The 25,863-nt window shown below is 38.3% G+C and carries 23 protein-coding genes and 1 other annotated feature; of the genes, 17 read left to right on the top strand and 6 right to left on the bottom strand.

Translation table 11 applies throughout. The features are described from left to right. Positions 1–34 precede the first annotated feature (34 nt). Genes MKZ25_RS13525 through MKZ25_RS13515 form a run of 3 tightly spaced genes read left to right on the top strand, consistent with a single transcriptional unit; the run spans position 35 to position 3,850 of the window. Positions 35–1,615, top strand: a complete 1,581-nt coding sequence (locus tag MKZ25_RS13525; protein WP_340801981.1) for a spore germination protein — start codon at positions 35–37, stop codon at positions 1,613–1,615. Continuing rightward, positions 1,612–2,724 (top strand): GerAB/ArcD/ProY family transporter, encoded by a 1,113-nt coding sequence (locus tag MKZ25_RS13520; RefSeq protein WP_340801980.1) that lies wholly within the window; start codon positions 1,612–1,614, stop codon positions 2,722–2,724. The genes MKZ25_RS13525 and MKZ25_RS13520 overlap by 4 nt, the downstream gene beginning before the upstream one ends. 13 nt (positions 2,725–2,737) lie before the next feature. Next, positions 2,738–3,850 carry a Ger(x)C family spore germination protein gene (locus tag MKZ25_RS13515; protein ID WP_340801979.1) on the top strand — a complete coding sequence of 371 codons (1,113 nt, stop codon included), beginning with the start codon at positions 2,738–2,740 and terminating at the stop codon, positions 3,848–3,850. 204 nt (positions 3,851–4,054) lie between these two features. Here the strand turns inward: MKZ25_RS13515 and MKZ25_RS13510 are convergent, their stop codons facing one another. Next, positions 4,055–4,507: a CoxG family protein gene (locus MKZ25_RS13510; protein WP_340801978.1), complete on the bottom strand. Its 453-nt coding sequence runs from the start codon at positions 4,505–4,507 to the stop codon at positions 4,055–4,057. Between the two features lie 290 nt (positions 4,508–4,797). Here MKZ25_RS13510 and argF point away from each other — a divergent pair, with 290 nt between their 5' ends. Beyond that, positions 4,798–5,763 carry an ornithine carbamoyltransferase gene (gene argF / locus MKZ25_RS13505; protein WP_340803024.1) on the top strand — a complete coding sequence of 322 codons (966 nt, stop codon included), beginning with the start codon at positions 4,798–4,800 and terminating at the stop codon, positions 5,761–5,763. 266 nt (positions 5,764–6,029) lie between these two features. On the opposite strand, the gene sspI is transcribed toward argF, so the two are convergent. Continuing rightward, entirely contained in the window at positions 6,030–6,239 is a 210-nt protein-coding gene (gene sspI, locus MKZ25_RS13500; RefSeq protein WP_008407703.1) for a small acid-soluble spore protein SspI, read from the bottom strand. A 124-nt stretch (positions 6,240–6,363) separates the two neighbouring features. On the opposite strand from sspI, the gene MKZ25_RS13495 reads away from it, so the two are divergent. The 7 genes from MKZ25_RS13495 (at position 6,364) to pheT (ending at position 15,585) form a co-directional block, all read left to right on the top strand. Beyond that, on the top strand, positions 6,364–7,125 hold the full coding sequence (locus MKZ25_RS13495) for a TrmH family RNA methyltransferase (protein ID WP_340801977.1): 762 nt from the start codon (positions 6,364–6,366) through the stop codon (positions 7,123–7,125). Positions 7,126–7,727: 602 nt separating this feature from the next. After that, positions 7,728–8,612, top strand: a complete 885-nt coding sequence (gene qoxA / locus MKZ25_RS13490; protein WP_340801976.1) for a cytochrome aa3 quinol oxidase subunit II — start codon at positions 7,728–7,730, stop codon at positions 8,610–8,612. A 37-nt stretch (positions 8,613–8,649) separates the two neighbouring features. Continuing rightward, entirely contained in the window at positions 8,650–10,614 is a 1,965-nt protein-coding gene (gene qoxB, locus MKZ25_RS13485; protein ID WP_340801975.1) for a cytochrome aa3 quinol oxidase subunit I, read from the top strand. Then, positions 10,614–11,213: a cytochrome aa3 quinol oxidase subunit III gene (gene qoxC / locus MKZ25_RS13480; RefSeq protein WP_340801974.1), complete on the top strand. Its 600-nt coding sequence runs from the start codon at positions 10,614–10,616 to the stop codon at positions 11,211–11,213. The genes qoxB and qoxC overlap by 1 nt, the downstream gene beginning before the upstream one ends. Before the next feature lie 3 nt (positions 11,214–11,216). Continuing rightward, positions 11,217–11,498: a cytochrome aa3 quinol oxidase subunit IV gene (gene qoxD / locus MKZ25_RS13475; protein ID WP_340801973.1), complete on the top strand. Its 282-nt coding sequence runs from the start codon at positions 11,217–11,219 to the stop codon at positions 11,496–11,498. A gap of 68 nt (positions 11,499–11,566) precedes the next feature. Next, positions 11,567–11,797: a binding site (T-box leader), on the top strand. Positions 11,798–12,124: 327 nt separating this feature from the next. Then, the gene (gene pheS, locus MKZ25_RS13470) at positions 12,125–13,162 is read left to right on the top strand and encodes a phenylalanine--tRNA ligase subunit alpha (protein ID WP_340801972.1); all 1,038 of its coding nucleotides are present in this window, start codon (positions 12,125–12,127) and stop codon (positions 13,160–13,162) included. A 17-nt stretch (positions 13,163–13,179) separates the two neighbouring features. Further along, complete coding sequence (pheT, locus tag MKZ25_RS13465) at positions 13,180–15,585, top strand: phenylalanine--tRNA ligase subunit beta (RefSeq protein ID WP_340801971.1); 2,406 nt, start codon at positions 13,180–13,182, stop codon at positions 15,583–15,585. Positions 15,586–15,634: 49 nt separating this feature from the next. Here pheT and MKZ25_RS13460 read toward each other — a convergent pair whose 3' ends face one another. Further along, a complete protein-coding gene (locus tag MKZ25_RS13460; RefSeq protein ID WP_340801970.1) occupies positions 15,635–16,108 on the bottom strand; it encodes a nucleoside-diphosphate sugar epimerase in 474 nt (157 codons plus the stop codon). Positions 16,109–16,234: 126 nt separating this feature from the next. On the opposite strand from MKZ25_RS13460, the gene MKZ25_RS13455 reads away from it, so the two are divergent. Next, positions 16,235–16,774, top strand: coding sequence for a hydrolase (locus MKZ25_RS13455; RefSeq protein WP_340801969.1), 540 nt, complete (start codon positions 16,235–16,237; stop codon positions 16,772–16,774). A 416-nt stretch (positions 16,775–17,190) separates the two neighbouring features. On the opposite strand, the gene MKZ25_RS13450 is transcribed toward MKZ25_RS13455, so the two are convergent. After that, positions 17,191–17,730, bottom strand: coding sequence for an ECF transporter S component (locus MKZ25_RS13450; RefSeq protein WP_340801968.1), 540 nt, complete (start codon positions 17,728–17,730; stop codon positions 17,191–17,193). Positions 17,731–17,928: 198 nt separating this feature from the next. Continuing rightward, positions 17,929–19,323: an amino acid permease gene (locus MKZ25_RS13445; protein ID WP_340801967.1), complete on the bottom strand. Its 1,395-nt coding sequence runs from the start codon at positions 19,321–19,323 to the stop codon at positions 17,929–17,931. A gap of 331 nt (positions 19,324–19,654) precedes the next feature. Between MKZ25_RS13445 and MKZ25_RS13440 the strand changes: the two genes are divergently transcribed. From MKZ25_RS13440 to MKZ25_RS13425, 4 genes are all read left to right on the top strand, one after another. Next, on the top strand, positions 19,655–20,305 hold the full coding sequence (locus MKZ25_RS13440; RefSeq protein WP_340801966.1) for a TrkA C-terminal domain-containing protein: 651 nt from the start codon (positions 19,655–19,657) through the stop codon (positions 20,303–20,305). A gap of 226 nt (positions 20,306–20,531) precedes the next feature. Next, positions 20,532–21,731 (top strand): quaternary amine ABC transporter ATP-binding protein, encoded by a 1,200-nt coding sequence (locus MKZ25_RS13435; protein ID WP_340801965.1) that lies wholly within the window; start codon positions 20,532–20,534, stop codon positions 21,729–21,731. Continuing rightward, on the top strand, positions 21,724–22,587 hold the full coding sequence (locus MKZ25_RS13430; protein WP_340801964.1) for an ABC transporter permease: 864 nt from the start codon (positions 21,724–21,726) through the stop codon (positions 22,585–22,587). Before MKZ25_RS13435 ends, MKZ25_RS13430 begins: the two co-directional genes overlap by 8 nt. Before the next feature lies 1 nt (position 22,588). Further along, positions 22,589–23,476 carry a glycine betaine ABC transporter substrate-binding protein gene (locus tag MKZ25_RS13425; protein WP_340801963.1) on the top strand — a complete coding sequence of 296 codons (888 nt, stop codon included), beginning with the start codon at positions 22,589–22,591 and terminating at the stop codon, positions 23,474–23,476. A 139-nt stretch (positions 23,477–23,615) separates the two neighbouring features. On the opposite strand, the gene MKZ25_RS13420 is transcribed toward MKZ25_RS13425, so the two are convergent. Next, positions 23,616–24,806 carry a coenzyme F420-0:L-glutamate ligase gene (locus MKZ25_RS13420; protein WP_340801962.1) on the bottom strand — a complete coding sequence of 397 codons (1,191 nt, stop codon included), beginning with the start codon at positions 24,804–24,806 and terminating at the stop codon, positions 23,616–23,618. Positions 24,807–24,959: 153 nt separating this feature from the next. Between MKZ25_RS13420 and MKZ25_RS13415 the strand changes: the two genes are divergently transcribed. Further along, positions 24,960–25,853, top strand: a complete 894-nt coding sequence (locus tag MKZ25_RS13415; protein ID WP_340801961.1) for a LysR family transcriptional regulator — start codon at positions 24,960–24,962, stop codon at positions 25,851–25,853. Positions 25,854–25,863 lie beyond the last annotated feature (10 nt).

Below are 25,863 nucleotides of genomic sequence, written 5' to 3'. Positions count from 1 at the left end.
GTTCTATTAATTATTTAAGAATGGGGGCAATAGTATGTTTTTTAGCAAAAAGAAAAAAAATGAGCTACGCAAAAAACAAACTGAAACATTACCGCCATCTTCTCAAAAAAAAGAAATGCCAGAACAGGCATCTGACAAAACACAAAAAAGTGAGACCATTTCCGAAACTACTAAAATTTTTATTCAGGATATGAGTGAGACGGTACAGTCACCAGCCGATTTGGTCGTACGCAATGTAACTGAAAAAATTACGATTATGTTTGTGGATAATTTAATTAAAGAAGATATTTTAAACTTAAAACTTTTGCCGGCTTTACAAAATATTAAAAACGAATCACCGGAAACAATCATAAGTCAATTGCCGCTTCCACAAATTAATGAGACAGATAAAATGACTGATTGTGTACATACAATGCTGACAGGAGCAGTTGTTATTCATGTAGAAGGACATAACTGTGCGATACTTGTCATTATACCTGCGAGAGAGTCACGAGGTTTAACACCTCCGGAAAATGAATCGCAAGTAATTGGATCACAAGTTGGTTTTAATGAAAGTTTGTCGACCAACATTTCACTTGTTCGGCGATATATAGCAAATCCGAATTTGGGAAATGAAAAATTCAAGGTTGGTAAACAAACAAATACCGCACTCTCAGTAATGTATATTAAAGGAATTGTGGCGGAACAGAATGTTAATACAATAAGGCAAAGAATTGAAGCACTTGATATTCAAGACATAATAGATAGTGCTGAACTGTCTGAATTAATTGATGACAATAAGCTTTCCTTATTCCCGCAAATGTTGATAACAGAACGTCCAGACAGATTTTGTGATGGATTGCTGAGCGGGAAAGTAGGGATTCTTGTTGATGGGAGTTCAATGGCAATTCTTTGCCCATACAGCTTTTTTGAATTCTTTCAGAGCCGAGAAGATAAAAACTTACGTTGGCCAATCGCAACATTTTTAAGGCTCTTAAGATTCGTCGCTATTTTAATTTCCATCTTTTTAACACCACTGTATGTAGGGGCTTTAACTTTTCATTACGAGGTCATTCCGCAGTCGTTGCTAGTTCCGCTCAGTGAATCAAGGGCCAGAGTTCCCTTTCCTCCGATATTAGAGGCGCTTTTCTTGGAATTGATTATGGAATTGCTTCGTGAAGCAGGGGCAAGGTTGCCGACAAAAATAGGACAAACAATAGGGATTGTAGGCGGTATAGTATTAGGAACAGCAGCTGTACAAGCGGGAATTACTAGTAATATCCTGATCATTATTGTTGCGCTATGTGCCTTGTCATCGTTTATTACACCAAGTTACATGATGGGGAATGTCATTAGGATTATTCGTTTTCCGATTATTATTATTGCGGGATTTTGGGGTTTTTATGGAATAATGCTCGCATTTTGTATTTTATTGATTCATCTATTGAGACTGACAAGCCTGGGTGCCCCTTATTTGTCGCCATTTTATCCTCCAAGAATTCGAAGCTGGGGCGACAGTATAATTCGCTTTCCATATCGAATTACTATTCGCAAATCGGCAACTACAAGAGTAGACGGTGCTGAATTTTCATCAAGCCAGGATGGTCAGAAGAATGATGGGAATGTGAAAGAATGAAAAATAAATTGCAAATCGGAACAAATGAGATGTTTAATGCCCCGCTACTTTTCTATATTATTTGTGCTTCCCAGATTGGAGTAGGGGTTCATGGATTTCAGGCGGTAATCTATCAAGATGCAAAGCATGACGCCTGGATTTCCATTATTATTAGTTTTTTGGTCGCCTATCTTTCGATATTTATGTCATTGAAGTTATTGGAAATGTATGAAACCGAGGATATTTTTGGCATTAACCTCGATCTATTCGGCAAATATATCGGTAATTTTATTAATTTACTTTTGGTCATTTATAGCAGCTTAGCTTTTTTTGCAATTATAAGGAATTATACAGACGTTATCAATGCTTGGGTTTTTCCGGATTTAAAGCCTTCTTTTATTATGATTACATTGATGATTCTGGTACTATACGGCTTTACTGCAGGTCTTCGGACAATAATCGGGATTTGTTTTTTTAGCTTTTTTTTAGGGTTATGGATTCCTGTTGCGCTAATAATTCCTTTGAATTATGCTAACGTAAATTATTTATTGCCTGTACTCAGCGCTGATTTAGTTGAATTACTTAAAGGCGCCTATTACATGACCTTTACCATAGCGGGATTTGAAGTGATTCATACACTTTATCCTTTTATTAAGGAAAAAGAGAAAGCAAAAAAATATGTTTCTTTAGGGTTGTTTTTTACAATGTTTCTGTATTTGTTTGTCATGATTGTTACGTTAACGTTTTTTAGTGGGGAACAGCTTGAGCGTACAATTTGGGCAACATTATCCCTCTTTAGTAATATTCGTCTTCCTTTTCTTGAAAGGATTGAACTTATTACTGTCTGTTTTTGGATGATTGTAATATTACCGAATCTCTGTTTATATGCATGGTCGGCTTTCAGGGGCATGAAAAGAATTGCCAATATTTCAGAAATGAAATTTATTTTAGGCATGTTTTCTTTAATATTTATAGCATCTTTCTTCATTGAAACAAGAAGTGAAATCTATGAATTCAATAACAAGTTTGGATATATAGCATTTATTATTGTGCTGATTTATCCGATGGTTCTGTATTTAATTGCTTTTATAAAAAAATCAGTCTCCAGACAGAGGGCGGGAAAGGAATGAATGAGCTGGCTATATGAAAAAACTCATTATAGTAATCGCTTTTACATTTATCTTAGGTGGCTGTGCAGAACAGAAAATTTTAGAAAATATAAGTTTAATGACATTAGTCGGGTATGAATTGGAAGATGGAGGAGAGCTGTCTTCCACCGCAGTAATTAGACAAATTAATCAAGATTTGGAAAGCCGGGTAGAGATTCAATCTGCAACAGCTGCAACAAGTAAGTGGGCACGGACGAAAATTGACTTAAAAACCTCAAAAATAACAGGTTCAGGTCAATTGCGGGTTGTATTGTTCGGTGAGAAATTGGCCAAAGAAGGGTTGGACCACAATCTACACATATTAAAAATGAGTGCTGAAATTAGTAACGCTACCTATTTAGCCATTGTTGAAGGTGATATAAAAGAGTTACTGGAATATAACTATAAAAATATAACGGATATTGGACAACATATTTACCAGTTAATCCAGCAAAATATTGAACATCATCATGCGCTCTCATCAACTCTCCATGAAGTGAATAGAGATAAATATTCTTTAGTAAAAAGCTATGCCCTTCCGATAATCAAAAAAGAGGAAGAAAATATTATCATCACAGGTATGGCCCTTTTTAAAGACAGTAAAGTCGTCGGTCAGATTTCTGCTGATGATACAATGTATATAATGATGATCAGAGAGCGAACTCATAATGGTACATTACAATTGGAATTGCCCGAATCAACGCTGGATGGCTTAGCTGAAAAATCATTTGATGAATTGGCAGTAGCGATTGATACAATTGATTCTAAGCCAATACTTAAACTTGTGGATCCATCAGTGCCTGAGTTTGACTTAACGATAAAAATGGAATGTCGTTTAAGGGAAATTAATGCTGATTTAATTGTAGATGAACCAAAAACAATTGAAAAACTTGAAAAGGAAATCAATCATAAAATCGAAAGTGAAATAAAGCGAATTATTAAGTACAGTCAGGACGTAAACTCGGATATATTTAACTTTGGTGAGCGTTTTAGGGCAAGGGTACGCAATGTAATCGTCGATAAAGAAAAATGGTATGAGTTATATCCGCAAATGAAAGTGAATGTTAAGGTGGAATCACAAATTGTCCGCGATGGGGTGTTTCAATAGAATTTAATAATTAAACTGATTTTGTAGAAAAGGTTGGGGTTTTTCGGAATCTTTTTTACTATTTGTATTTGAATTAAGCGAGCGAGGTCACGTTAGTGTTGATAAATCAAGTGTGTCATATGTTGAAGCTTGCTAGCAAACCTTCATTATAATTAGCAAAAACCATTAATTTTCCGGTTATCGGGAAAGTTAATGGTTTTTTGTTTATTTTACATCATGTAGGGCAGTAAGCTTTGTTTCGATTGAGTTCGTCAAATCGGTCGTCGCTTTAGGTACGAAACTTTCCAATACAGGGTTGATCATCATCCCCATAAAACCGCCTGCAGATAGATCAAGGCTTCCTGTAACTTGAACGGATTCGTTATTGTCGGCAGCAATATTAAAATAGCCGTTACCATCAAAGGTGTCCGACAAGCCTTTAATGTTAAACTTTACAGCACTTGGTTCAATTGAATCCGTTATATCGACTTGAAGTGTAATCTTTTTTTTCGTAAATCCTAAATCTGCAAGTAAAGTCCAAGTGAACTGTGTATCATGTTGTGCTTCATGCACGATATAACCTGGGATTAATGGTGCCCAGTTGTTGTAATCCTTTAGAAAATTCCAGATTACATCGTTTGATAATGGTAATTGCACTGTATGGATAGCGTTCGGCATAATAACTCCTCCTAAAATCAATTAGCAGTACGAGTAAATTATTTCCAAAAAGTACCGCTGTAAATAGTATGCTAAAAAATGAATAGGAATTCAATGAAAATCATAAATTTTCTTCATTAATCATTATAAGTATCGTTTAAGTAATTATTTTGTTTTGAAGAAGTAGTATCATGATGAAGGTAATTATTGAACAATTAAATTAATTTAAATAATTTATAATAATTCACTTGATTTTATAATTATTCATTTGTATAATAAAAACAACATAAAGCTCACAGAGGTGTGTAATGATGAAATTATTAGAAGAGGTGCAATTAAAGCCTGTTGAAAGTTTAAAAGGAAAAGACTTATTAACATTGCTTGACTATACGAGTGAAGAAGTGAAGCAACTTCTTGAACTTGCAACACAATTAAAAATAATAACAAAAGCGGGCAAATGCCCACGATTATTGGAAGGTAAAACACTTGGCATGATCTTTGAGAAAAGTTCAACGCGTACACGTGTATCGTTTGAAGTAGGCATGCAGCAGCTTGGCGGATATGGTATGTATATGAATGCGCGTGATATGCAAATTGGACGTGGTGAACCGATTTCAGATACAGGAAGAGTATTGTCAGGTTATTTAGACGGAATCATGATCCGTGCCAACTCCCACGCAATGGTTGAAGAATTGGCTGATAATGCTTCGGTTCCAGTTATTAATGGTTTAACAGATCTAGATCATCCATGTCAGGCATTAGCGGATCTTGAAACAATTGCCGAAAATAAAGGGGAATTGAAAGGATTAAAAATCGCTTATGTAGGTGATGGAAATAATGTAGCACATGCGCTTATCGTTGCCGCAGCACATGTTGGTATGCATGTAGCAGTAGCCACACCGCCAGGATATGAATGTGATACGCGTATTATCGAAAAAGCACAGCTGATCGCTGCTCGTAACGGCAGTACAATTATGGTAACTAATGACCCGGTGGCAGCTGTTACAAATGCAGATGCTGTTTATGCAGATGTATGGACATCAATGGGGCAAGAGGAAGAAACTCAAAAACGACTGAAGGATTTTGAAAGTTACCAGATCAATGATGAATTAGTAGCCCATGCAAAGCCGGATTATATGTTCCTTCATTGTTTACCGGCACATCGTGAGGAAGAAGTTGCGACGTCAGTTATTGACGGTCCAAATTCTTATATATTTGAGCAAGCAGAAAATCGCCTGCATGCACAAAAAGCAGTTTTAGTATCTTTACTGGCGTAAAAAAGCAAGGTACAGCAGGCTGTACTACGGGTTGTAGTCGCCGCTGTGAACCATACATTATTTATAGGCAGGAAGGGCAAATGAATAATGTAGTAGTCCAACATGAATAACAACGGGAGACGCTGTGACGATTCATGAAGAACTACAAGTGATGTCTGTATTCAAGATGGAATGCCCCATCACTACATAGAAAAAGCAATCCGGGAGACGCCGGATTGCTTTTTTGTTTGGCATCATAATTGAATGATAGGTGGTTATGCTAAATATTAGCTGACAAATTGCTTTGCCAGTTTTTGTGAGAATTCGCTGCGCTCACTTTCACTTGCACCATTCCACCATTTTTCCAGAAATACACCAAGCCCTGGAAGTAAATGTTCTTCGCCACGTGCAATTGCATCGTTGACAATATCCTGGAATTCAGCGGCATCTGAGCCTGTTACATTGGCTGTAATTGCTTGTCGAATTTGAAAATCCATATGAAACCTCCTTTTCCCTATACTTTGCTCAAAATAATCAACTTTATACATAGCATTGCGTTATGGATTACAAATTAATTGTGATAGAATATACAATCGAGTACGTAAAAAAGGACGGGAAATGATGAAAAGAATCGAATCAACACAAAATGCGCTAGTAAAGCATTGGAAAAAGCTTGTTACCCAACGTAAGGAACGTGAAAAAACAGGAGAATATATTGTAGAAGGGTTTCATTTAGTGGAAGAATCCTTGAAGCATAAAGACCAAATCGTGCAAATTATTGTGCGTGATGGTGTTGATCTGCCATTATTATGGGCAATAGACGAAGTGGTTTTAGTCCATGTTAATGATACGGTGTCAAAAGAAATCGCGGAAACTGAAAATTCCCAAGGGGTATTTGCCCATTGTAAGCAGCGCCAAATCTCCGAAGATGAGCAATTCAATTGGCGCAAAGTATTATTAGTCGATGCAGTCCAAGATCCTGGAAATATCGGTACGATGATCCGAACTGCAGATGCAGCCGGAATTGATGCTGTTGTTTTAGGGAAGGGCAGTGTGGATGCATTTAATCCTAAATCATTGCGTTCTGCACAAGGCTCCCATTTCCATATTCCAGTCGTCCGTGGCGACTTGATGGAATGGGTGGAAAACCTGCAGGCTGATGGTATCCGTGTGTATGGCACTTCATTAGAAGAATCGATTTCATACAAAAAAGTGGAACCAAGTGATTCATTTGCATTAATTGTGGGTAATGAAGGAAGTGGTATTAATCCGCAAATTTTGGCAAAAACAGACCAGAACATCATCATACCTATTTTAGGCGGGGCAGAATCCTTGAATGTAGCAGTTGCAACGGGAATTTTATTGTATTCATTTGTAAAATAAACAGGTGAAAAGTTGGTGAGGGATTTTGTAAGCAAATACTTATAAAATCCCATTTCTTTTAAAAAATAAGGAGAAAAGTGGTAATAAAATCCATAAATAGAAAGTTATTGAGCTTTCTGATTAGTCGCAAAATATGAACTTTAACGAGTTCATAGAAATGTCATTTTTGAAATGGGGTTATCTTTTTGCTCGCAATTGCTCTATTTTACTGCATTTGTCGTCATTATTTTAAAATACTAAAAAAGAATTGCTCGAAAAATGGCAGAAAGAAGGGTTTTTTCCATTTTGATGTTTTGACACCCATATGATGTTTAACTAAAATCTAAGTAGGTTAGACAGACGCCTTAAGTTGTCACAACAAAAAAATAAAATAATGCTTTTTAAAATAGTGTGCAAACTGTTATTTATGGGATTCAATTTAAAGTTCTAAATGGTGATGAATTGATGGTCTGGCTATTTGCCACTATATGCATAGTGTAAATAGTAATAAGTGAAATTATTCATTCGTAGTCGCACTATCGTCGTTATTTTATTTTCGCTCTCACATGAAAGCGCTTAAGCAAAATCTAACAAGCTCTATTTAATTGGAAAGGAGTCCAACTATGAAAGTAAATATGAAGGGAACATTACTCTCTTTCATGGGACTAGGTGCTATTCTATTAGCAGGCTGTAACGATAAGTTAGCAGTACTTGATCCTAAAGGTCCTCAAGCTCAAAGACAAGCCGATGACACAATGTTATTAATTTACTTAATGTCAGGGATTGTTCTAACAGTATTAGCAATTTTGGTGTTTATGTTATTTAAATACCGTGCATCAAAACAAAGTCCAGATTACGAGCCACCGCATATTCATGGTCACTGGCTTGTAGAAACATTTATGATTGGTATTCCTGTAATCATCGTTATTTTCTTATCATTTGTTTCTGTTAAGAGTAACTACATTGTTGAGAATGTTCCTCAAGAATATGAAGATCAGGAACCTTTAGTTATTTATGCTTCATCATCTAACTGGAAATGGCACTTCAGCTATCCGGAACAAGGTATTGAAACAGTAAACTACCTATACATTCCTGCTGGACGTGCAATTGAATTTAAACTTTATTCTTACGGTCCAATTACAAGTTTCTGGATTCCACAACTTGGCGGTCAGAAATACGCAATGGCAGACATGGTAACAACATTACACTTAGCTGCTGACAACCCAGGCGAATTCTGGGGACGTAACGCGAACTTCTCAGGTCGTGGTACAGCAGAAAACATTTTTGATGTAACAGCATTAACTCAAACAGAATTTGATGAGTGGGTGTCAGATGTTCATGAAACGGCTGCTCCATTAACAGAAGAGAAGTTTGATGAATTATTAGAGCCAGGTCATCTTGGTAAACAAACTTATACAGGTACACATCTAGAGTTCTCACCAGCTCCGGAACACAACCATGATGAATCTTCAGAAGAAGAAGTTGAAGAGGATCATTCTTCACACTAATTTTTGAAAGTAACAACTTTTCGAAAGGAGTACTACTATGTCGGAATTCTTTGCACAGTTTGCAGTTCCACACCCAAGCACATTAATTTATATCGCAATGGCTTCTATAGTTTTAGGGTCAATCGCGTTAGTAGCGATCGTTACTTATTTTAAATTGTGGGGCTATTTATGGCGTGAATGGATTACAACTGTTGACCATAAAAAAATCGGTATCATGTATTTAATCACTGCTTTAGTTATGCTTTTCCGCGGTGGGGTCGATGCCGTAATGATGCGTTTACAGTTAGCTGTTCCAGAAAACGGTTTCTTAGACGCACAGCACTATAACGAAGTATTTACAACTCACGGAGTAGTCATGATTTTATTCATGGCGATGCCATTCATTACATTCTTCTTTAACTTTTTAGTACCATTACAAATCGGGGCACGTGACGTTGCGTTCCCACGTTTAAACAACTTAGCATTCTGGTTATTCTTCATGGGTATGGGATTATTCAATATCTCATTCATCGTTGGTGGATCTCCTGATGCTGGATGGACTTCATATTTCCCGTTAGCGGATAATGAATTCAGTACATCAGTTGGTACAAACTATTACATGCTGGCACTACAAATTGCCGGTCTTGGAACGTTAATGACAGGTATTAACTTCATTACGACAATCTTTAAAATGCGTGCACCAGGGATGACATTATTCAAAATGCCAATGTTCACTTGGTCAGCGCTTATTGCAAACTTAATTATCGTATTCGCGTTCCCGGTATTAACAGTTGCTTTAGCAATGGGTACGATGGACCGTCTATGGGATACTAAATTCTTTGCTATCGGTGACGGTGGTATGGACATGCTTTGGGCCAACCTGTTCTGGGTTTGGGGTCACCCAGAAGTTTATATCTTGATCTTACCTGCATTCGGTATTTTCTCTGAAGTTATTTCGACATTCGCACGTCGTAACTTATATGGTTACACGTCAATGGTTTGGTCACTGATCGTAATTTCAGTATTCTCGTTCGCTGTATGGACTCACCACTTCTTTACAATGGGTCAAGGTGCATTCACGAACTCGATCTTCTCGATCACAACAATGGCAATTGCGATCCCAACAGGGGTTAAAATTTTCAACTGGCTATTCACACTTTATAAAGGGAAAATTGTTATTACGACACCAATGTTGTATGCAATGCACTTCATTCCTTTATTCACACTTGGTGGTGTAACTGGGGTTATGCTTGCGATGTCAGCAGCTGACTACCAATACCACAACACAATGTTCTTAGTAGCTCACTTCCATAACGTAATCATCCCTGGTGTTGTTTACGCGATGTTAGCTGGTTTAACATTCTACTGGCCAAAAATGTTCGGTTTCATGTTAAATGAGCGACTAGGTAAAGCTACTGTCTGGGTAATGTCATTTGGTTTCGTACTATCATTCATTCCAATGTATATCACTGGTTTAGATGGTCAAGCACGTCGTATGTACACTTACTCTGAAGCTTCAGGTTTCAGTACATTAAATATGGTATCGTTCGTCGGTGCCGGAATCATGTCGATTTCATTCTTAATGCTAGTATGGAACATTTGGTACAGTTTCAAAAACTCTCCACGCGACATCGGTTCAGATCCATGGGATGCACGTGGTCTAGAGTGGGCAACACATACGCCAATTCCACACTACAACTTTGCAATTACTCCAGATGTAACTGATTCAACTTCAGAAGCTTTCTGGGATGCTAAGAAAAATGGCACGAAGTTATTCAAAGGTGAAATTCAAGATATTCACATGCCAAATAACTCAGGTCAAACATTTATTTTATCAATATTCTTCTTCATCGGTGGTTTCGCTCTAGTATTCAGTATGTTTACTTTAGCTATCATCAGCTTAATCGGTATTTTAGCTTGTATGGGTTACCGTTCTCTAGAAGACGACCATGGCTACCATATCCATAAAGAAGAAGTTGAATTAATCGAAAAAAAATATGATAAAGAAGGAGGTGCGAAATAATGGGTAAAGTTAATAACAATGTTCCATTGGAATATTCTACAGAGGAAAATAACCTGAAAATCTTCGGATTCTGGACTTTCCTAGGTGCGGAAATTATGTTATTCGGTACATTATTCGCATCATACTTTGTTCTTTCTGGTCGTACAGGTGACGGTCCAACTGCTGCTGAGATTTTCGAAATCGGTCCAGTACTGGCAGAGACATTCATTCTTTTAACATCTAGTTTTACAATCGGTTTAGCCATTCATGCGATGCGTCTTGGCAGTAAAAAAGCGACATTGTCATTTATGGGTGTAACATTACTGCTTGGTGCAGCATTCATATCTGTAGAAATTTATGAATTTGTACACTATGTACATGTTGGTGCAGGTATTACAACTAGTGCCTTCACATCTGCTTTATTAACAACGTTAGGAACACACGGTCTTCACGTAACGTTCGGTTTATTCTGGGGAATCTTCATAATGATCCAAATTGCCAAACGTGGACTTAACTCAGTAACAGCAGGGAAAACATTTGTATTCTCACTATACTGGCACTTCCTGGATGTTGTTTGGATCTTCATCTTCAGTTTCATTTACTTGAAAGGAATGATGTAATCTATGGCTAAGTTCTTTCCAAAAGGCCAAATTATGGGCTTCGTATTTTCACTGATTTTAACAGTGATTGCAATGCTTGTTTACTTTACAGATATGTCATTCACAACTGGGATGGTTATCCTTTTAGTAACAGCATTCATTCAAGCTGGTTTACAGTTTATTGTTTTCATGCACGCTGGTGAAACAAATGACAAGTGGGCTATCTACTCGAACATCGTATACGGAATCGGTTTAGTAGTATTGACTGTTTTAGGTTCTTTATTAATCCTTCTTTGGGATATGTAATGATGAAAAACACTCCAGCTAGTTGAAAAATGTACAAAAATGCATTAAACTAGTTGGAGAATATATTACGAAATGCGTTGACCGGGAAGAGTAGGTATACAACATTTGTTTTAGGGAATGCAAGCCAATGACTGAAAGCTTGCTAGCAAATTGTATAGTGAAGTTCACCCCGCGAGCAGCATCCGGGATCCACTTGTGGTGAAAGGATTGCCGGCTAGACATAGTCGTTAGCTCCAATGAAGTGATTGCAATTGCGCAATAACTAGGGTGGTACCGCGAAACTCGTCCTCGTCCCTTTCTTAGGGGACGAGGATTTTTTATTTTCTGATATTGTGGATATTAATGTTAACAGTGGAGTTTATTTATGAACGAGACTAGTTGTTTGGAGTGCAGGCGGCGAGTGTGACTGACGGCTAGCGCCTTTCGTCACAAGCAAGCTTTCTGCGGGAATAGCGGGACAGCCGATACACCGCAGGAAATTTATTTGCGACGAAAGCGAAGCGACAGGAGCACCAAAGCGACGAGGAGGATTGGCGCCCGCCCGCGAAACGCGTCCGCCGGAACGGAAAACAACGGGGTATAAGAGAAAGATTTTATCCACAAATATTATAAGGAGGACTTTGTAAATGGAACAACAATTAAAGCAACTGGAACAAGAAGCATTAGCCAAAATTGCCGATGCAGCTGACTTAAAAGCATTAAACGAAGTTCGTGTTGCGTACTTAGGTAAAAAAGGACCAATCACGGACTTATTAAAAGGAATGGGGAAACTTTCTGCAGAAGAACGCCCAAAAATGGGTGCACTAGTTAACACTGTGCGCGAAAATGTAACAGCTGAACTTGAAAAGAAAGTGGCAGTATTAGAAGAAGCAGCAATTTCAGCCCAGCTTGAAAACGAATCAATCGATGTTACGTTACCAGGCGCTAAAGTGCGTGCAGGAAACCGTCACCTGTTAACACGTGTAATCGAAGAAATCGAAGACCTGTTTTTAGGAATGGGCTACGAAATCGTAGAAGGACCGGAAGTAGAAAAAGACTACTATAATTTTGAAGCGATGAACTTGCCTAAAGGTCACCCGGCCCGTGATATGCAGGATTCATTCTATATTTCAGAAGAAACGTTATTACGTACACATACGTCGCCAGTTCAGGCACGTACAATGGAAGCCAAAAAAGGCGAACCAATCCGTGTAATCTGCCCGGGTAAAGTATTCCGACGTGACACAGACGACGCAACTCACTCACATCAATTTATGCAGATTGAAGGTCTAGTGATCGGTGAAAATATCCGAATGTCCGACCTAAAAGGAACTCTTGATGCGCTAGCGAAGAAAATGTTTGGAGCAGAACGCGAAATCCGCCTTCGTCCATCATTCTTCCCATTCACAGAGCCATCTGTTGAAGTAGACGTATCTTGTCATAAATGTTCAGGAAAAGGCTGTAATGTATGTAAACAAACTGGCTGGATCGAAATCTTAGGTGCCGGTATGGTACATCCGAACGTACTTGAAATGGCTGGCTACGATTCAACTAAGCTTTCAGGTTTTGCTTTCGGTATCGGTGCAGAACGTATCGCAATGTTAAAATACGGTGTGGATGATATTCGTCATTTCTATACAAATGACACACGCTTCTTATCACAATTCCACCAGGCAGAAGTGTAAGAAGGAGGACAATATAAATGTTAGTTTCATTAAAATGGTTAAGTCAATATGTAGACATTTCTTCATTGGAAGGAAATGAATTAGCAGAAAGAATTACGCGTGCGGGGATTGAAGTAGATGCAGTAATTGACCGTTCACTAGGCATGTCGAATGTAGTTGTGGGTCATGTTGTATCAAAAGAAAAACACCCTGAGGCAGATAAATTAAATGTATGCCAAGTGGATGTTGGAGAAGAAGAGCTTCAACAAATCGTATGTGGTGCACCAAATGTAGATGCAGGTCAAAAAGTCATTGTAGCGCGTCCAGGAGCAAAATTGCCAGGCGGCATTAAAATTAAAAAAGCAAAATTACGCGGCCAAGAATCAAACGGAATGATCTGTTCACTGCAAGAGTTGGGGATTGAAGGCCGTTTAGTGCCGAAAGCTTATGCTGAAGGAATCTATGTACTGCCAGCGGATTCAGTTCCAGGTACCGATGCATTAGATGTTTTAGGTTTACGTGACACAGTGCTTGAGCTTGGTTTAACACCGAACCGTTCGGATGCAATGAGCATGCTAGGTGTTGCCTATGAAGTGGCAGCAATTTTATCTCAAGAGGTAAAATTACCGGAAATCGATTTTACAGCTTCTGCCGAAAAAGCGGAAGATGTTTTAAAATTAACGGTAGAAGATAAAGAAGCCAACCCGATGTATGCAGCAAAAGTTGTAAAAAATATTGAAGTAAAAGAATCTCCATTATGGCTGCAGCATGCGCTTATGTCTGCAGGAGTACGACCACATAATAACGTAGTTGATATTACAAACTATGTATTAATGGAATACGGTCAACCATTACATGCATTTGACTATGATAAATTGGCAACTGGTGAAATCGTGACGCGTATGGCTCGCGATGGCGAAGTGATGACAACGCTCGATGATCAGGAACGTAAATTGGCTGGCCACAATCTTGTCATTACAAATGGCCAAGAAGCTGAAGCGGTTGCAGGTGTTATGGGCGGTGCTAAATCAGAAGTATCAAATACTACAACGACAGTAGTAATCGAATCTGCATACTTCAATCCGGCTTCTGTCCGCCGTACTTCAAAAGAAATCGGCTTACGTTCGGATTCTTCCGCACGTTTTGAAAAAGGTGTTGATCCGAATCGTGTTCTTCCTGCAGCAGAGCGTGCAGCACAATTACTTGCTGAATTAGCAGGAGGGGAAGTACTTGAAGGTACAGTGCTAGTTGATGAACTTGATAAGTCACCTGCTCGTGTTGTTGTATCACCGGACTTTATTAACGGCCGTTTAGGTATGAAGATTTCTTTAGAGGATATGCTGTCTATTTTAGAGCGTTTAAAATTTGATGTGGAAGCAGCAAATGGCTTATTGATCATTGATGCGCCAACGCGTCGTCAAGATATTAAAATTCCTGAAGACATCGTTGAAGAAATTGCACGTATGTATGGCTATGATGAGATTCCTGTAAGCTTACCAGCGAGTGATCAAGTTGGCCGCTTAACGCCATATCAAGCAGGACGTCGTATTGTACGCAACGTTATGGAAGGTGCCGGTCTTTATCAAGCGGTAACTTACTCATTAACATCAGCAGCGCACGCTCAAAAGTTTGCATTAAAAGCTGAAGAAACGACAAAATTATTAATGCCTATGTCTGAAGAACGCTCAACATTACGCCAAAGCTTAATTCCTCACTTAGTTGAGGCAGCAAGCTATAACGTAGCCCGTCAAGCGGAAACGGTAGCATTATACGAAATTGGTTCAGTATTCCTTGGACAAACTGCCGAAGAGCTACCATTTGAAGAAGAGCACTTAGCGCTTGTGCTAACAGGTAAATGGATTGATAATACATGGCAGGGAGAAAAGAAAAATGTTGATTTCTTCGTTGCAAAAGGTATTGTAGAAGCGGTGTTTGCAAAATTAGGCTTAACATCTCGTGTAAGCTATGTAAAAGCGCAAGCAGACGGCCTGCATCCTGGTCGTACAGCTGATGTATTATTAGATGGCGAAAAAGTGGGTGTCATTGCCCAGCTTCATCCGCAAGAACAAAAAGCATTTGATGTAAAAGAAACATATGTAGCTGAATTGAACTTGAATGCTATTTTAAGTGCAACACAAGAAGAGCTTGTTTATTCAATGATTCCGCGCTTCCCGGCAATGAGTCGTGATATCGCACTAGAATTGGATGTAGCAGCTCCAGCTGGTGAAATTGTAAGTATTATTAAAGGTGCAGGAACTTCTTTATTGAAAGAAGTTAAAGTATTTGATGTTTATGCAGGGGAGAAAATGACGGCTGGTAAAAAATCAGTAGCCTTCTCATTAACATACTTCGACCCGGAGCGCACATTAACAGATGAAGAAGTAGTCGCAGCGCACAATAAAGTATTAAAAGCATTAGCAGCAGCTGGTGCAGAAGTACGCTAATTAACAATAACAAAACCCGAATGGTTCAATGACCATTCGGGTTTTGTTATTACGGAGATTGTTTGGCAGGCTTGACCATTCCTGTAACAGCGCCGACTAAAGCACTTAATGTATGGACAATTCCAAACGTATAAAAGTTAAGAAAAACGTGATTCGTATACTCATTTAATAGAGGGAAACGATAGATTGTGGAACCGGGTGTCTTCGTATCACCGCCGAGGGACGCATACACATTGTTTGAAAAATCAATGGCATAATAGATGAACGCCACTAACAGCGCAACTCCAAATACTAAATAAATCATACGCATAAGTTGATCTTTTGCATTTCTTGCACTTTCCGTAAAGAATCGAAACGTAATAAATAAACTAAGTATAATAAATGGTGCCACAAGTGCCAAACCAAGTGCACCAAGATTTCCTCCATTTGCAACATCATCCGGTTTTACCGTGAAAAAGTGCTGGATGATCAATACTCCAAATAAACTGATGCCCATACTAATGAGCCAACTAAGACGCAACATGTATATCCTCCATTTCTCTTTTTACTATACAGCGTCATGCGTTACGTTTCAATGGAGCATCTACTACTCATTTAATGGAAAAGTTCAGTATAATAGAGAAGAATGCAACTTAGGGGAGGTATATTCATGTTAAAAAAAGAAGAAGCAGTATTAGTACTGATCGATATTCAGGGGAAATTGGCGCAAGTTGTTGAGGAAAGCGCACTCGTTGTAGGTAATATCGCCACAATGGTACAAGGGGCAAAATTATTGGAATTACCTATTTTATGGCTTGAGCAATATCCGAAAGGGCTTGGTCCGACAGATGAGCGAGTTGCGGAGCATTTAACAGATGAAAAACCGATTGAAAAAATTACATTCAGCGCTTATGATACTGAGGAATTTGTACAAGCATTACAGCAAACAGGACGCAAAAAGATCTTATTGGCCGGAATTGAAGCGCATATTTGTGTATATCAAACAGCTGCTCAATTACTGGAAAACGGTTATGAAGTTGAAGTGCTGGCAGACTGTGTGTCTTCCCGAACAGCAAGTAATCGAGAGGTAGGCATCCAAAAAATGATGCAGCTTGGTGCCCAAGTAACTAGTGTGGAAATGGCATTATTCGAAATGCAGCAAGTAGCAAAAGGCGATACATTCAAAGCAATCAGCAAGCTTGTAAAATAAAATAGATTGAGGCCGGGACATAACCCAAAAACGCTATTTTTCTCAGAGAAAAATAGCGTTTTTTACTGAACGTTAAAATCGATTTCCATTCCGGGACGCTTTCCGCGGGCGTGAGGCCAACAGGATGTTGGTCACAAAAGCGTTGCCACAGGACGTGGCGTTCTTAGCTTTTGTTCCTAGTCTCAGACGTCACGCTATTCCCGTAGGAAGCTTTGCTTGTGACTGTCGCTTACGCTTTCGTCACAGAGAAAATCTTGTAGAGAAAGGCGTAGCCGTCAGCTGGTGTTTTAGCAGTGCGAAAGGTAAAACCGTCAGCACGAACACTCGCCCTGCATTCCAATCAATTTTTCAAATATCCGTTTTTTAATAATATCTTTTCTCTTAATGGTTATTCCTTATGTCCGGGCCTCAATTTTTTATTTGAAAAGAGGCAGTTTTTTCAAAGCGATACATACAGGTAGTGCAATGAGAAGACCTACTGTGTTCTGAACGAGATTTCCTGGAATTGAAGCTAGTGGAATGACCCAGTTTCCATAAAGAACACGTTCACAAATATAATAACCGCCAAGCATAAATGGAATCGAGATAACGATAGCTCCAAAGTTATAAATAATGCTTCCGCCATTTTTTCCGTGCATTGTAGCAATTTTACCTACAATATAGCCTTGTAGACCCCGTGTGATGAATGTAAAAGGTGCCCACAATGTCCAGCCGGATAAAATATCAAACAGTGCCATACCGAATGCTCCGGCCATTGCGCCCTTCTTCGGACCAAATAAAATGGAGATAATAAAAAGCATGGCAGAACCTAAGTGAACGAGCCCTCCATTTGCAGCAATCGGCAAACGGATATTAATGAAAAATGTGGCTACGAATACGAGTGATATAAGAAGGCTCGTAATAATTAAATCTTTTGTTTTTTCTGATGAAGTAGTGAGTGATCGTGACGATTCCATAATAATTGACGCTCCCTTGCTTGAAATTATCTCTCATATTAGCAATTCGTTGGCCTGTGTAAAAGGTTCAAAAACAAACAATTTAATAAGGTCAGAAAATTTATGCAACTACAGGGTAGGATTTCAATAAAAAAAAACACAGCAAATTAGTTCCAGTAATTTGCTGCGCTTTTTTAGAGCAGATATTGTTCTTTTTTATTATTCAGTTTTAGAATTCATCGTTGAATGTTTTTTACCATACGTAAAATAAACGATTATCCCGATAACAAACCAAATACCGCAAGCAATCCATGTGTGCAAGGAAAGTTGTGTAATCAGAAAAATACATAAAATAAATGATAAGATTGGTAAAACAGGATAAAAAGGTACTTTAAATCGATCTTGCGGCAAGTTTTTATTTTTACGTAAATACAAAATGCCGGCAGATACGAAAATAAATGCAACCAATGTACCCATATTTACAAGTTCCGCCAACAAGTCCAATGGTACAAATCCTGCAAAACATGAAATAATCACTGTAAACAGCCACGTATTTTTAGCGGGCATTTTGCGCTTTTCACTTAATTGCGCCAGCATTTTAGGCATTAAACCATCACGGGCAAAAGCCATCAACAATCGTGTCCCACCGTACATCATGACTAATATAACAGTCATCATCCCTATGACAGCCCCGAGCGATATGATTCCCGCTGCCCATTCCTGATCGATGACTTGCATCGCGTAAGATACAGGATCGGTTACATTCAAGTCAGTATAAGGAACAATTCCTGTCAGTACGAGCGAAACTACAACATACAATACTGTACAGACAAGCAGGGAACCGATAATTCCGATTGGCATATTCCGCTGTGGATTTTTTACTTCCGCGGCAGCAGAAGATACAGCATCGAACCCTAAGTAGGCAAAAAATACGAGCGCTGCACCTGTGAATACACCGCTCATTCCAAAAGGCAAGAAGGGTGTCCAGTTATCCGGCTTTACATAAAAGATACCCACTACAATAAACAATAAAATAACACCAAGTTTAATTGCGACCAATAATGCATTAAAACGCGTCGATTCTTTCATTCCTAATGATAGTAAAGCACCAATGGCGAATATAATACAGATTGCAGGCAAGTTAATATAAGTACCGTTTTCAGGACTGAAAGCCCCTGTCAATGCGACCGGTAAATGGATACTCAACCCTTCCAGCAGCGAAACAAAATAACCTGACCAGCCTGTTGCCACGGCAGCTGTTGCGAGCCCGTATTCCAGTAATAACGCCCAACCGACAAGCCAAGCGATAATTTCACCAAAAACGATATAGCTATATGAATAGGCACTCCCTGCAACGGGTACAGTAGAAGAAAATTCAGAATAACATAGGGCTGCTAAAGCACAGACGACTGCAGCAATCGTAAAGGAGAAGACAATTCCCGGACCTGCATGGAGCGCAGAGACCGTCCCTGGTAAAATGAAAATGCCTGTACCGACAATGGCACCGACACCTAACATAATCAAATCAAAAGGACCGATTGTTTTGGGCAGTTGCATGTTACCGCTTTTAAGTAAAAGGTCATTGATTGGTTTTTTTCTAAATATTTTTTTCATTAATACACCTTTTTCTAATTTACAATAATCAAAATTTTATCATTATTTTTCAGAATAATAAACAAGTTTATTGAGTTGAAGTGCTAAAGTGCGAGCTTTGTCGAAAAAACGAGAAATAACTCGAATACAACAGTTAATAATGTTATTGTTAGTATTTTACAGAAAAAAAAACCTTATTTATCACTACCATATTTTAGAAACAGTTAGAGTTAAATTGTTGAAAATCAGTGAACTGTTTGTGGTTTTTATAAAAAGGTATATAATTTCGGTATAGTATAATTACATGAATTTCGCATATGCATACTGAACACAGCACAAAGGAGTGCAAATAATGGAGAAGAAAATCCAAATTAAGCAGCCTAAATATCAAGTGATAGCAGAAGATATTGCCGCTAAAATTGTTGAAAAAAAATATGTTGTCGGGGAGAAGATTTATGCCCGTTCGTCACTGGCATCTCAATACAGTGTTTCGTCTGAAACCGCCAGAAGAGCGATTGCTGTTCTGCAGGATTTAAATATAGTAGAAGCGACAAAGGGGAGCGGTGTTGTCATCGTTTCCTATGAAAACGCGGCTAAATACATTCAGCGTTTAACAGGTGTTAAATCGATAAGAGATTTGCAAAAGCAATTAACTGATAGTATTGACCGCCAAATAGACGAATTGCATCATTTCCAGGATACATTAGGAGAAATGGTCAACCGGACAAGCCGCTATCAATCGATAAACCCGTTCGTACCTTTTCAAATTGATATCACTGATAATTGTCCATTCCTATCTAAAAATGTTGGTGAGATCAATTTCTGGCAGGAAACAGGTGCTACAATAATAGGAATCAAAAAAGATCATGAGCTAATTGTTTCGCCTGGGCCATATGCAACATTATCCGCCGGAGATACATTATTTTTTATTGGTAAAGAAGAATGCTATTCGAATGTAAAACACTTTTTACAACTAGAAAGTAACAACTTTCAATCAGAATAGATAAACATCGTCAAATTTATAACAAAAACAAACTACTCTCTCATTGTATCTGGGGAGTGGTTTTTTCTGTTTCAAGGACTTTATTTCTAGATAGGAGAGAAAAAACTCAATTCTTATTTGACAATAGTAACAACGTCTATTAATATAAAAGTTGTTGCTTTTAACAACTCGAGATAAATACAAAGTTGTTACTAGCGTGAAATTAATTATTATTAGGAAGTGGATTATGGGGAAAATTAAAATAGACCGAGTCACTAAAGTATTTGGAAAAAATACATCACAGGCATTAAAGCTCGTGAAGCAAGAGAAATCCAAAGAACAGATTTTAAAAGAGACAAATGCTACTGTAGGTGTATATGAAGCTAGTTTGACAATTGAAGAAGGTGAGATTTTCGTAATTATGGGGCTTTCAGGAAGTGGGAAGTCTACATTAATACGTTTACTCAATCGTCTCATTCAACCGACGAGTGGTGATATTTATATAGATGATCAAAATATTACAAAGCTCAATAAAAAGAGCCTGCAGCTTGTTCGCAGGGAAAAAATGAGCATGGTGTTTCAAAACTTCGCATTATTCCCGCAACGTACCATTTTACAAAATGCAGAGTATGGCCTGGAAGTCAGAGGCGTTCCTAAAGAGGAAAGACGATTAAAAGCAGAAAAGGCTTTACAGAATGCAGGGTTGCTCTCCTATAAAGACCAGTATCCAGATCAATTATCAGGTGGTATGCAGCAGCGTGTAGGACTTGCACGGGCGTTGGCAAATGATACAGAAATCATATTAATGGATGAAGCTTTTTCTGCTCTTGATCCGCTCATTCGTAAAGAAATGCAAGATGAGCTGTTGGAGTTACAAGCTAATTTACAAAAAACAATTGTCTTTATCACACATGATTTAAATGAAGCACTTCGTATTGGAGACCGTATTGCCATTATGAAGGATGGAAAGATCATACAAGTAGGGACAGGGGAAGAAATTTTGACTAACCCTGCAAATGAGTATGTCCGCTCATTCCTTGAAGATGTAGACCGTTCGAAAGTATTGACGGCGGAAAATGCGATGATTCGTCCGATGACAATTCAAATTGATCATGAAGGACCGAAAGTTGCGTTGCAGCGAATGAGAGAAGATAAAGTAAGTGTTCTGCTCGCAGTAGATAAAGCCCGAAAATATTTAGGCTATATTACTGCAAATGATGCACTGGAGCTTGCACAATCCGGTGAAAAGTCACTGCAAACAATTTTACGCAATGATATGCCGATTGTTGAGCCATCCACAGTAATACAGGACATTTTATCGGTTATTTCCGATTCTCCGACACCGGTTGCAGTAGTCGAAGACGGAAAACTGCGCGGAGTACTAATCCGTGGAGTTGTTTTAGAGTCGTTAGCCTCTGAAAAAAACGGAGGTGTAGACAATGAGTAAAATTTTAAATTTAGCAACGCCATTACCGGTAGCGGAAAAAGTTGAAGATTTGATGGATATAGTTACAGACACTTTTTCAGCCCAATTCCGTTTTATTCAAAATAATGGTGAAGATCTGATGGATCTGGTTACATCCGGATTAACAGCTATTCCGCCGTATGTATTTATTTTAATCATTGCCGTGTTAGCATTTTTCGCAACAGGTAAAAAATTCGGCTTAGCCATCTTTTCAATCATTGGTTTACTGTTCATATTGAACCAAGGCTTATGGGATCAGCTTATGAATACTTTTACACTCGTGCTGTTTTCTAGTTTAATCGCGATTGTAATCGGTATTCCCCTTGGAATCCTCATGTCAAAATCAAAAGTATTAGAAGAAATTTTGAAACCAATTTTAGACTTTATGCAAACAATGCCTGGATTCGTTTATTTAATTCCAGCTGTTGCATTTTTCGGAATTGGTGTCGTACCAGGTGTATTTGCCTCAGTAATCTTCGCATTACCACCAACTGTACGTTTTACAAATCTCGGTATCCGTCAAGTTCCGACTCATTTAATCGAAGCGGCGGATTCTTATGGTAGTACTTTCACTCAAAAATTAGTGAAAGTGGAACTGCCACTATCAAGATCTACAATTATGGCCGGTATTAACCAAACGGTATTATTATCGCTATCAATGGTCGTTATTGCCTCAATGATCGGTGCACCGGGTTTAGGCCGTGAAGTATTATCGGCTCTACAACGAGCGCAAATCGGTAATGGGTTTGTTGCGGGGATCAGTCTAGTAATCTTTGCTATTATTGTAGACCGTTTAACACAAAGTTTAAATAAAGAAAAATCAAATGGGGGAAAGTAAAATGAAAAAATTAAAATGGATGCCTGCAGCAACAGCAATGAGCGCAGCACTATTATTAGCTGCGTGTGGAGATGATACAACAGAGAAAAAAGAAACGTCATCATCAGAAGATTTAGGTTCAATTGAATTAGCCTATGTAGAATGGGACTCAGAAGTTGCATCTACGTATGTAGTGGCAGAAGTACTGGAAAGTGTCGGCTATAAAGTTGATATTACACCATTGGACAATGCCATCATGTGGGAAGCTGTATCAAAAGGTGAAGCAGATGCGATGGTATCTGGCTGGTTGCCTGCCACACACGCGTCACAGTATGAAAAATACGGTGCAGATGTAGAAGATTTAGGACCAAACTTACAAGGGGCAAAAATCGGGTTAGTTGTACCAAGCTATATGGAAGCAACATCAATTGCTGATTTATCGACAGAAGCAGCTTCGACTATTACAGGCATTGAAGCCGGTGCGGGTGTAGTTGCAGCGGCTGAAAAAGCACTTGAAACTTATCCAAACCTGGAATCTTGGTCGTTACAGCCATCTTCATCTGGTGCGATGACAGTAGCTTTAGAACAGGCGATTAAAAACGAAGAAGACATCGTTGTAACAGGCTGGAGCCCACACTGGAAATTCGCCAACTTCGATTTGAAGTATTTAGAAGATCCTGAAGGAGTGTTCGGCGGAGAAGAAAGTATTCATACATTTGTCCGTCAAAACTTGGAAAAAGAATCACCTGATGCATTCAAGATTTTAGATGCATTTGAATGGACAACAGAAGATATCGAAGAAGTTATGCTGAACATCTACTCAGGAACAAAACCTGAAGAAGCTGCACAACAATGGGTTGAAGCAAACCAAGACGTTGTGGACAAGTGGACAGAAGGTATTGAGAAATAAATCATAAAAATCTATAAAATTACTTTTAAACAAAGTGACGGTGCAAATTGTGAAATTCAAATTTGCACCGTTTTAGTTTGAACTTATTTAAATACAAATAAAAGACTCAACTCCCGGAGCGGGGAATTGAGTCTATTTTTTATTTTGTATAATTATCGAAATAACCTTGGATGTAGATCATTGGTGTTCCTTTATCGCCTGAACCGGAAGTTAAGTCAGATAATGAACCAATTAAATCTGTCAGCTTACGAGGCGTTGTACCTTGTGCAGCCATATTACCAGTTAAATCTTCTTCTTTATTGTTGATATATTCTTTGATCGCATCTTTCAGCTCTTCACCATGCAGGTTAGCGAAATCATTGTCCGCTAAATACTTCAACTTGATTTCGTTCGGAGTACCGTCAAGACCTGGCGTGTAAGCAGGTGATACAACAGGGTCTGCAAGCTCCCAAATTTGGCCGACTGGATCTTTAAATGCACCATCACCGTAAATCATTACTTCTACAAGTTTTCCTGTAGCTGCTAAAATTTTAGCCTGGATGTCATCAACGATTGGCTGACAGTTGTCCGGGAATAATTTCACGCCATCTTCTGTCGATTTATTTGATCCAAGTAATCCGTATTTAGAGTTGAAGCCAGATCCGTTTACAGATTCAGCTAAAATATTATCAAGACCATAAACTTTTTCTGCACCAGCAGCTTTTAAAATACGTTTTGTACGGAAGCGAGAGTGAATATCGCATGTTAAAATGCTTTCCGTATAATCTAGAATCGTTTTTGCATTGTTCGAGAAGATGACTTCAACTTCCGCACCTTGCTCAACGATTAATTCTTTATAATATTCGATGTAGTCTACACCTGTAAATGTATGTTTGTTAAAACCGAAATGACCACGGAATTCAGCTTCTGTCAATACATCAGTCCATGGGTTGATCCCTTTTTCATCAAGCTCATCCAATGATACTAAATGGTTACCCACTTCATCAGATGGATAGCTTAGCATAAGAACGATTTTCTTTGTACCTGCTGCAATTCCTTTTAAAATGTTCGAGAAGCGGTTACGCGAAAGAATCGGGAAAATTACACCTACAGTGTCATCACCGAATTTAGCTTTTACATCAGATGCGATATCTGAAATTTTAGCGTAGTTACCTTGTGCACGTGCAACAACAGATTCTGTCACTGTCACAATATCACGATCTTCAATGTCAAAGCCTTCTGTCTTTGCAGCATTTAACGCTGTATCAAAAACGATTTGAACAATATCGTCCCCTTCATTAATAATTGGGCCACGAAGACCTCGTACAACCGTACCTACTACACGTTCCAAAATAATCTCTCCTTCAATAGCTGTAAGTTATATTTTAATTGTCTTTGCTTACTATTAAGTAAAACATAAGTAATCTCACAATGTTTACTATAACCTGTTCATGTGATATAAGTAAAATTAATAATTCTAATATCAGATATAAGTGAGGGTTATATGATAATAAAGTTGGAGGCATATCGCATTTTTAATGAAGTGAGCCGAAGCAAAAGTTTTTCAAAGGCAGCAATTGCTTTATATATGACACAGCCTGCCGTTAGCCAGTCTATTTCAAAACTTGAGAAAGAACTTGATACAGTGTTATTTAACAGAACACCAAAAGGGGTAACCTTAACAGAAGAAGGTGAATTGTTACATGAATATGTCAATTCAGCTCTTGGTATTTTAGACGCAGGTGAAGAAAAAATCGCCGAATTTAAAAATTTGCGTACAGGCGTTTTGCGTATTGGAGTCGGGGATACGATCTCAAGATACTTTTTACTGCCTTATTTAGAGGCGTTCCATATTAAATATCCTGGCATTAAACTAAAGGTTTTAAACGGGACTACGAATGAAATATTAGCTTTTATTAAATCAGGGGAAGCGGATTTGGGCATATGTAACTTGCCGATTCAAGATCCACAGCTTCAAGTTATCCCTTGTAAGGAAATTCATGATATATTTGTGTGCGGACAAAAATATAAAAATTTATCTAAAAAGCCAATTCGCCTTGATATGCTCATGAAGCTGCCATTAATTTTTTTGGAGAAAAAGGCAAACTCCCGTAATTATGTGGAAAACTATTTAAAAGAACAAGGCTACACAATTTCACCTGAATTCGAGTTAGGCTCACATGATTTAGTATTGGAATTTGCAAAAATTAATTTAGGCGTCGCAAGTGTAACAAAGGAGTTTGCGATCGATTACTTGGATAAAGGGCTTTTATATGAAATTGAGCTCCAACAGCCAATTCCTAAGCGTAATTTAGGAATTGTCCATTTGAAAAATGTTTCACTTTCAAAAGCAACGAGAAAATTTATCGCTATTGTTGATCCGGGAATCATTCATTAATAGAAGAAAA

Source organism: Solibacillus sp. FSL W7-1464, assembly GCF_038004425.1.
Lineage (GTDB): Bacteria > Bacillota > Bacilli > Bacillales_A > Planococcaceae > Solibacillus.
This window is presented reverse-complemented; position numbering and strand designations above follow the sequence as displayed.